This is a genomic window from uncultured Marinobacter sp., assembly GCF_913055835.1.
Taxonomy (GTDB): domain Bacteria; phylum Pseudomonadota; class Gammaproteobacteria; order Pseudomonadales; family Oleiphilaceae; genus Marinobacter.
On the sequence record NZ_CAJXKQ010000045.1, the window covers coordinates 19,885 to 27,430 of the forward strand.

Consider the following 7,546-nt stretch of genomic DNA (forward strand, 5'->3'; position numbering starts at 1 on the left):
TGGTGTGACAATAGTAGCTCAGATGGCCGGCGTCGGAATTGACCCCGGTTCGAATTCCCGCCAGCACCCGGGCCAAACGGAGTTCAAGGTCCGGACCGGCTTTTTCATCGTAAGCCATCTACTAAGGTTAGTAATTGCATCCATTGAAATGAAGCTTGGAGAAGAGGAAGTGGCTACCCCCGTGAAGAGCCTGCAGGGAATCTTGTTGTTTGTGTACAGCCTGTTTCCGATATTCACCGCTGCCCAGGATCTGCCCGGTGTGCAGTTGGAAACCGTCTCATCAGAGGATATTGTTCAGGAAGTGACCCTGAATGGCACAGTCAACGCTCTTCGGGTATCTGGCATATCAGCGACAGTTGCCGGTCTGCTTGACGAGGTTCGAGTGGAAACCGGCGATCGTGTTTCCCGCGGTGATGTGTTGGTGGCACTGGATGATGAACTGGTTACCTGGGAGCTGGAAGCCGCCAGGGCAGAGGCCGAGGAAGCCCGAAGCCGCCTGGAAGAAGCCCGGCGTCGGCTGCGCGAGGCCAGGTCCGTTGGTGCGGGCCGCAACATTGCAGCGACCGAAGTCAGTGCCCGGGAAAGTGAAGTGGCCGCAAGCGAAGCTGCCCTGGCTCGCCTTGAAGCGGCGCGCCAACAGGTAGAAGTCGAGGTCCGTCGTCACCGCGTGACCGCCCCTTTCGACGGTGTGGTCAGCCAGCGCTCCCGGGATGTTGGTGAATGGGTAACTCCGGGTGACCAGTTGTTGACCCTGGTCGATACCGATAACCTGCGTCTGGATTTCCAGGTCCCCCAGTCCTTCTACAAACGCATCGACGACAACAGTCGGCTGCTGATGCAGGACGGGCAGGAACTGAGCCGCGCAGCCATCGATGTCCTGGTGCCGGTCAACGATCCCCAGTCCAGAACCTTTCTCCTCCGTGCCATCAAGCCGGAGTCCTTGAAGCTGCTGCCGGGTATGTCTGCACAGGCGGTCTTGAGGGTCACCACCGGTGAACGTGGCCTGACGGTCTCGCGGGACGCCATCAACCGTTATCCCGAAGGCCGAACCACCGTATGGATCGCCGAACCGGCGGATGAGAAAACCTGGACCGTGAATGAAAAGCGGGTACGTCTTGGTACCGGCTTTGAGGGCCGGGTAGAAGTGACCAGCGGTCTCGAAGCGGGCCAGAAGGTGGTGGTACGTGGCAATGAATCCCTTAGCGAGGGTATCAGCGTGCGCATTGCCGAACGGGAGAGCCGCTGATGTTTGCCGGCATTATCCGCCACGGCACTCTGGTCACCGTTATTGCCCTGATTGTCGCGATACTTGGCGCGGCCGCAGCACTGCGGATTCCGGTGCAGATGATTCCGGATCTGGAAGTGCGCACGGTCACGGTGGAAACCAGCTGGCCGGGCGCTACGCCCCAGGACATCGAGAAGGACATTCTGATCGAGCAGGAACGGTTCCTGCGCAACGTTCCGAACCTGAGCCGGATGACCTCCACAGCCTCCAGCGGGGCGGCGGAAATAGAGCTGGAATTCCCGTTCGGGGTGGATATCACCGAGACCCTGATTCAGATAAATAACGCCCTGAGCCAGGTACCGGATTACCCGAGAAACGTCGATGAGCCGCGCATTGTCGCAGCGTCCTTCTCGTCGAATGCGTTCATGTATTTCCGTATTTCCACCCTCGAGGGCAACCCCCGGGAGCTGGATATCGAGCTGATGCGTGACTTCATCGAGGACCGCGTGCGGCCCCGGATGGAGAGCGTGCCGGGGGTTTCCGAAGTCACCGTCGGCGGCGGTGCCGACCGGCAGATGCAGATTATCGTGGACGAAGCTGCTCTGGCCCAGCGGGGCCTGAGTCTGCTCGATCTGCGCGATGCCATTGTCAGCCGCAACCAGGACATTTCCGGCGGTGAGATTGATGCCGGCAAGCGCCGTTATCTGCTGCGCACGGTAGGTCGTTTCGATGATGTCGAATCCCTGGAGCAGCTGGTGGTTCGCCGGCAGGGAGACAGCGTGGTGCGACTGGAAGAGGTCGCACAGGTGCAACAGGGTCACTCACGGATACGGGAACTTTCCATCATCAACGGCCAACGGGTGATTGGTCTTCAGGTCCGCCGCGAAAGCGGCTCCAACGTTATTGATATCAAACGCGCCATGATGGACGAGGTGGCCGATATCAACCGGGAGGTGCTTGAGCCGGCCGGCATGACACTGGGCCTGACCGCAGACGATGCCCGGTACGTGGAAGCCTCGGTGGCCAACGTCTGGACCAACCTGGGTATCGGCGCGGCCTTCGCGACCCTGGTGATGTTCCTGTTTCTGAGGTCCGGTCGGGCCACCTTCGCCGGGGTGGTGGGAATTCCCCTGTGTGCCATAGCCGCGTTTATCGGGCTGCTGATCACCGGCCGCACCATCAACGTGATTTCCCTGGCCGGCATCGCCTTTGCCATCGGCATGACGGTGGACAACAGCATCGTGGTGCTTGAAAACATCGAGCGACACCGGCGCCTGGGGCTGGATCGTTTCGAATCCGCCCTCAAGGGCGTGCGGGAAGTCTGGCCGGCGGTGCTGGCGTCTACCACCACAACCATCCTGGTGTTCCTGCCGATTCTGTTCATCGAGGAAGAAGCGGGCCAGCTGTATTCCGACGTCGCCATCGCCATCTCCGCCGCCATCCTTGCCTCCATGCTGGTGGCGATCACCATCATTCCTACGCTCTGCGCCCGGCTGGACTTTGGCCGGCGAGGCGTGACCACAGACGAGTACGGCAACGAAACCTCGGGTCGCTGGAGCGGTGCCGCCATGGGGGCGGTGCGATGGCTGGTGAATGGCACCCTGCGAAGGGTGCTGGTGATCGCCGCAACGGTCGGCTTCAGCCTCTGGGTGATCTTCGTGCTGACCCCGCCCGCGGAATATTTGCCGGAAGGTGAGGAGCCCAAGACCTTTGCCGCCATGTCGGCGCCGCCGGGTTACAACCTGCAAGAGATGGAAGCCATTGCCAGGCAGGTTGAAGACTACTTCCTGCCCCATGTGAACGCAGATGGCCAGGCCTATGCGGCTGGCGAAACCAGTGTTCCGCCCATGGCCTATCTCAACATGCAGGTGACGCCCACCAGGATTCGCATCATCGCCGAGACCCTGAACCCGAGGCACATCGAAGCCCTGATGGACGAGATCACCCGGTTCTACGAACAGTTCCCGGGCATGCGCGCCTTCGCGGCCAAAGGCTCCATCATCTCCAGTAACGACGGCGGCACCCGCAGCATCAACTTGGACATCTCCGGGCCGGACCTGGTTTCGGTCTACAGCGCCGCCAACGCCGCCTACCGGCGGGCAGAAGAGATCTTCGACAATCCCCGCATCCAGAGCCAGCCCTCCACGCTGTCTCTGGCGCAACCGCTGATCCAGATCATGCCTGACTGGGATCGAGCGGCGGAACTGGGCCTTGGGGCAGAAAGCATTGGCTTTACCGTGGCCTCTCTGACCGAGGGCAGCTATGTTGACGATTTCTTCCTGGACGACGAAAAGATCGATATCTACGTCTACGGCAGCGAAGGTCGAAATCCGTCACTGGACAGCCTGCCGGATGTCATGGTGCACACGCCCCAGGGCGCGACCCTGCCGCTCTCCAGCCTGGCCACCATCGAGGAAACCGTGGATACCAGCACGGTCCGCCGGGTGGATGGTCGCCGCACCGTTACCCTGAACGTGATCCCCCCGGGTGACGTGCCCCTGGAAGCCGGGGTTGAGCGGGTGCGCACAGAACTGCTGCAGTCCATGCGCGACAGCGGCGCGTTGCCCGCGAATGTGGATGTGGATATCTCCGGCGCCAGCGACCAGTTGAATGCCACCCGGGAGGCCCTGACTGGCAATTTCATCATCGCCATTGCCATTGTCTACCTGCTGCTGGTGGCCATATTCGCCCACTGGGGCTTCCCGCTGCTCATTATGACCGCCATTCCCCTGGGTGTTGCTGGCGGCATAGTGGGCCTGGCCCTGATGAACCTGGTAGGCGGCCTGTTGCCCATGATCGGCCTGCAGCCATTGAGGCAGCCCTTCGATATGATCACCATGCTAGGCTTCCTGATCCTGATGGGCACCGTGGTGAACAACCCGATCCTGGTGGTGGACCAGGCCCGACAGAACCTGCGTCAGAAAGGCGTTACCGTGGTCCAGGCAGTCACCGGCGCCGTCCAGACCCGCCTGCGCCCCATCGCCATGACCACCTTGACCACCATCTGCGGCCTCTCTCCCCTGGTGTTCCTGCCCGGCGAAGGCACCGAGCTCTACCGGGGCGTGGGCGCCATCGTCCTGTTCGGCCTGCTGGGGGCTGCCATCGTAACGGTGACCTTCCTGCCGTCACTGACCATCTTTGTTCTGGGCTGGCGGGAGCGGTGGCGGTCACGCCGTACGGGTGAGGTCTGACCTGGGAGTAGCGCCGTCACGCGCCATGGGAGGTCTTTCTTCCGGGGAAAAGCAACTCGCTTCGCTCAGACATCTTTTCCCCTCCACAAAGACCTCCCATACCACGCGCCGGCTCTTGCCGGCATTGTTAAGGGCCTAGGCCGCGATGGATTCTCGCTGGTTGGCCCGGACTTCCAAGCGGATCTGGTTGCCGTCCAGCAGCGCCGGATAGGTTTTGACCCGTACGGCATCGTCTTCCTGACAGACACCGGTACGCAGACTGAAATGCTGCTTGTATAGCGGCGAGGCCACCACCGGCTCCCCCTTCAAATCCCCGGTAATCCCCCGGGCCAGAACATTGGCGCCGCTGAACGGGTCCGTGTGACTGATTGCAAACAGCGCCGGCAGCCGGTGCGGTAGGTAAAACACCGCCACTGGGCCGTCCTCGGTCCAGACGGCGATGCCAGATTCCGGTACCAAATCGTCTACGGTACAGACGGCTTCCCAACGAGTGCGTGGTTTCATATGTTCCTCCAATGTCGCTATTACAATGAGTCGAATCGTTTTTAGCTGTCTACGCCGATTCGTCTCAAAAAAATTCTGGCTTATTGCACCCAGGCGTTAACTGTTGGTCTGGTGAGCGTGGGGGTAGGTATCTTTCCCCGACAGGAAAAAGGTGTCTGAGCGAAGCGAGTTCTTTTTCCCGAGGGGCAAGATACCGACCCCTGCGCTCCGCCCCTCAACAACCAGTCTAAGCGGACTCCAAAACAGGCCGACGCTGCCCCCGCTCAACCGTCCACTCCTGAACCGGATCGGTCTGAGAAGGCGCATTAACAAACTCCCGGAACCGCTTCCGCTTCTCCGGATCCTCGACAGCCGTCTTCCACTCGCACTGGTAGGTACCAACAATCCCCTCCATGTGCTCCTCCAGCTCCGCACCAATCCCAAGGCTGTCCTCAAGCACCACCTGCTTCAGGTACTCCAGGCCACCCTCAAGGTTCTCCATCCACACGCTGGTGCGCTGCAGCCGGTCGGCGGTGCGCACATAGAACATCACCACCCGGTCAATGGTGCGGATCAGTTCCTCGTCAGACAGGTCCGTGGCAAACAGATCGGCGTGCCGGGGCCGCATGCCGCCGTTGCCGCAGACATACAGGTTCCAGCCGTTCTCCGTGGCAATCACACCAAAGTCTTTGCTCTGGGCTTCGGCGCATTCCCGGGTGCAGCCGGACACCGCCATCTTCACCTTGTGGGGCGCCCGCAGGCCCTTGTAGCGGTCCTCCAGGCGAATCGCCATGCCAACGCTGTCCTGCACGCCGTAGCGGCACCAGGTGCTGCCGACGCAGGATTTAACCGTCCGCAGGGACTTGCCGTAGGCATGGCCGGTCTCGAATCCGGCAGCAATCAATTTCTCCCAGATCTCCGGCAACTGGCTCAGGGTGGCGCCGAACAGGTCCACCCGCTGGCCGCCGGTGATCTTGGTGTACAGGTCGTACTCCTTGGCCACCTCGCCCAGCACGATCAGTTTGTCCGGGGTGATCTCGCCGCCGGGAATACGCGGCACGATCGAATAGGTGCCGTTCTTCTGCATGTTGGCCATGAAGGTGTCGTTGGTGTCCTGAAGCGGCACGTGGTCGGTGGCCAGGATATGCTCGTTCCAGCAGGTGGCCAGGATCGAGGCCACCGCCGGTTTGCAGATGTCGCAGCCGTGGCCCTTGCCGTGCTGGCTGATCAGCGTGCGGAAGGTGCGAATGCCGTTTACCTTCACAATGTGGAACAGTTCCTGGCGGCTGTACGGGAAGTGCTCGCACAGGTCCTTGCTGACTTCCACGCCGCGTTTTTCCAGCTCGCTGTCGACCACGTTCTTGAGCAGCGCGGTGCAGCCGCCGCAGCCGGTGCTAGCCTTGGTTTCGGCCTTGACGCTACCAAGGTCGGAGCAGCCGGCATCAATGGCGCCGCAGATATCGCCCTTAGTGACGTTGTGGCAGGAGCAAATGGAGGCGGTTTCCGGGAGGGCATCGGGGCCCAGGGCCGGTGCGCCGCCCTGGCTTTCCGGCAGGATCAGGGTTTCCGGATTCTCCGGCAGGGCGATGCCATTGAGGGCGTATTGCAGCAGGGTGTCGTAGTGGCTGTTGTCGCCCACTAGGATGGCGCCCAGCAGGGTCTTGCCGTCCTCACTGATCACCATGCGACGATAGTGGCCGGCCTGCTCATCGTTGAAGCGGATGTTCCGAGCGCCTGGGGTCTGGGCGTGGGCGTCGCCAATGGAACCCACGTCCACACCCAGCAATTTGAGCTTGGTGCTCATGTCGGCACCGGTGAAGGCCGTCTCCCGATCGCCGTTCAGCGCGGCAGACAGGGTGCGGGCCATGGTGTAGCCGGGGGCCACCAGACCATAAATCTTCTGTTCCCAGAGCGCACACTCGCCAATGGCATGCACATGCGGGTCCGAGGTGGTGCACTGGTTGTTGATCACGATACCACCGCGCTCGCCGATTTCCAGGCCACTGGCCCGGGCCAGGGCATCTTGGGGGCGGATGCCGGCGGAGAACACAATCAGGTCGGTTTCCAGGAAGGACTCGTCGCTGAAGTTCATGCGCAGCCGGGCGTCCTCGCCCTCGGTAATCGCCGTAGTGGCCTTCTCGGTATGCACCTGCACACCGAGCTCCTCAATTTTGCGGCGCAGCAAGGCGCCGCCATCGGCATCGAGCTGGACCGGCATCAGCCGGGGCGCAAACTCCACAACGTGGGCCTCCAGGCCCAGGCTCTTGAGCGCATTGGCCGCTTCAAGACCCAGCAGGCCACCGCCTACCACCACGCCTGCTCGGGCACCTTCGGAACTGGCGCGAATGGCATCCAGGTCATCAAGGGTCCGGTAAACCAGGCAGTGGGGGCGATCATTGCCCTCGATGGGCGGTACGAAAGGAAAGGAGCCGGTGGCCAGCACCAGTTCGTCGTACCGGTAGCTGCCACGGGGCGTTTCCAGGGTGCGATTTTCCCGGTCGATGCCGGTCACCTGCTCGTTAAGGTGCAGCTGTATGCCCTGTTCCGTGTACCACTCCAGCGTTCCCATGGCGAGATCCGCGTGGGTAGAGCCACCGAAATACTCCGACAGGTGAACCCGGTCATAGGCCAGCTGCTTTTCCTCGCC

At 61.7% G+C, this 7,546-nt stretch carries 4 protein-coding genes; 2 read left to right on the forward strand and 2 right to left on the reverse strand.

Features of this window, described 5'->3' with window-relative positions; all coding sequences use genetic code 11:
- Window positions 1–22: 22 nt before the first annotated feature.
- Complete coding sequence (locus QZ534_RS17660; RefSeq protein WP_296936407.1) at window positions 23–1,246, forward strand: efflux RND transporter periplasmic adaptor subunit; 1,224 nt, start codon at window positions 23–25, stop codon at window positions 1,244–1,246.
- Window positions 1,246–4,416, forward strand: coding sequence for an efflux RND transporter permease subunit (locus tag QZ534_RS17665; RefSeq protein WP_296936410.1), 3,171 nt, complete (start codon window positions 1,246–1,248; stop codon window positions 4,414–4,416). Before QZ534_RS17660 ends, QZ534_RS17665 begins: the two co-directional genes overlap by 1 nt.
- Window positions 4,417–4,551: 135 nt before the next feature.
- On the opposite strand, the gene nirD is transcribed toward QZ534_RS17665, so the two are convergent.
- Both nirD and nirB read right to left on the reverse strand, forming a co-directional pair.
- Window positions 4,552–4,920: a nitrite reductase small subunit NirD gene (gene nirD / locus QZ534_RS17670; RefSeq protein ID WP_296936411.1), complete on the reverse strand. Its 369-nt coding sequence runs from the start codon at window positions 4,918–4,920 to the stop codon at window positions 4,552–4,554.
- Window positions 4,921–5,146: 226 nt separating this feature from the next.
- The coding region (gene nirB, locus QZ534_RS17675; RefSeq protein ID WP_296936414.1) for a nitrite reductase large subunit NirB at window positions 5,147–7,546 on the reverse strand (2,400 nt) is incomplete at its 5' end.

What these genes read in the sequence shown, in the direction of transcription:
- QZ534_RS17660 (WP_296936407.1), top strand. Translation starts at nt 23, where the DNA reads ATGGCCGGCGTCGGAATTGACCCCGGTTCGAATTCCCGCCAGCACCCG.
- QZ534_RS17665 (WP_296936410.1), top strand. Translation starts at nt 1,246, where the DNA reads ATGTTTGCCGGCATTATCCGCCACGGCACTCTGGTCACCGTTATTGCC.
- nirD (WP_296936411.1), bottom strand. Translation starts at nt 4,920, where the DNA reads ATGAAACCACGCACTCGTTGGGAAGCCGTCTGTACCGTAGACGATTTG.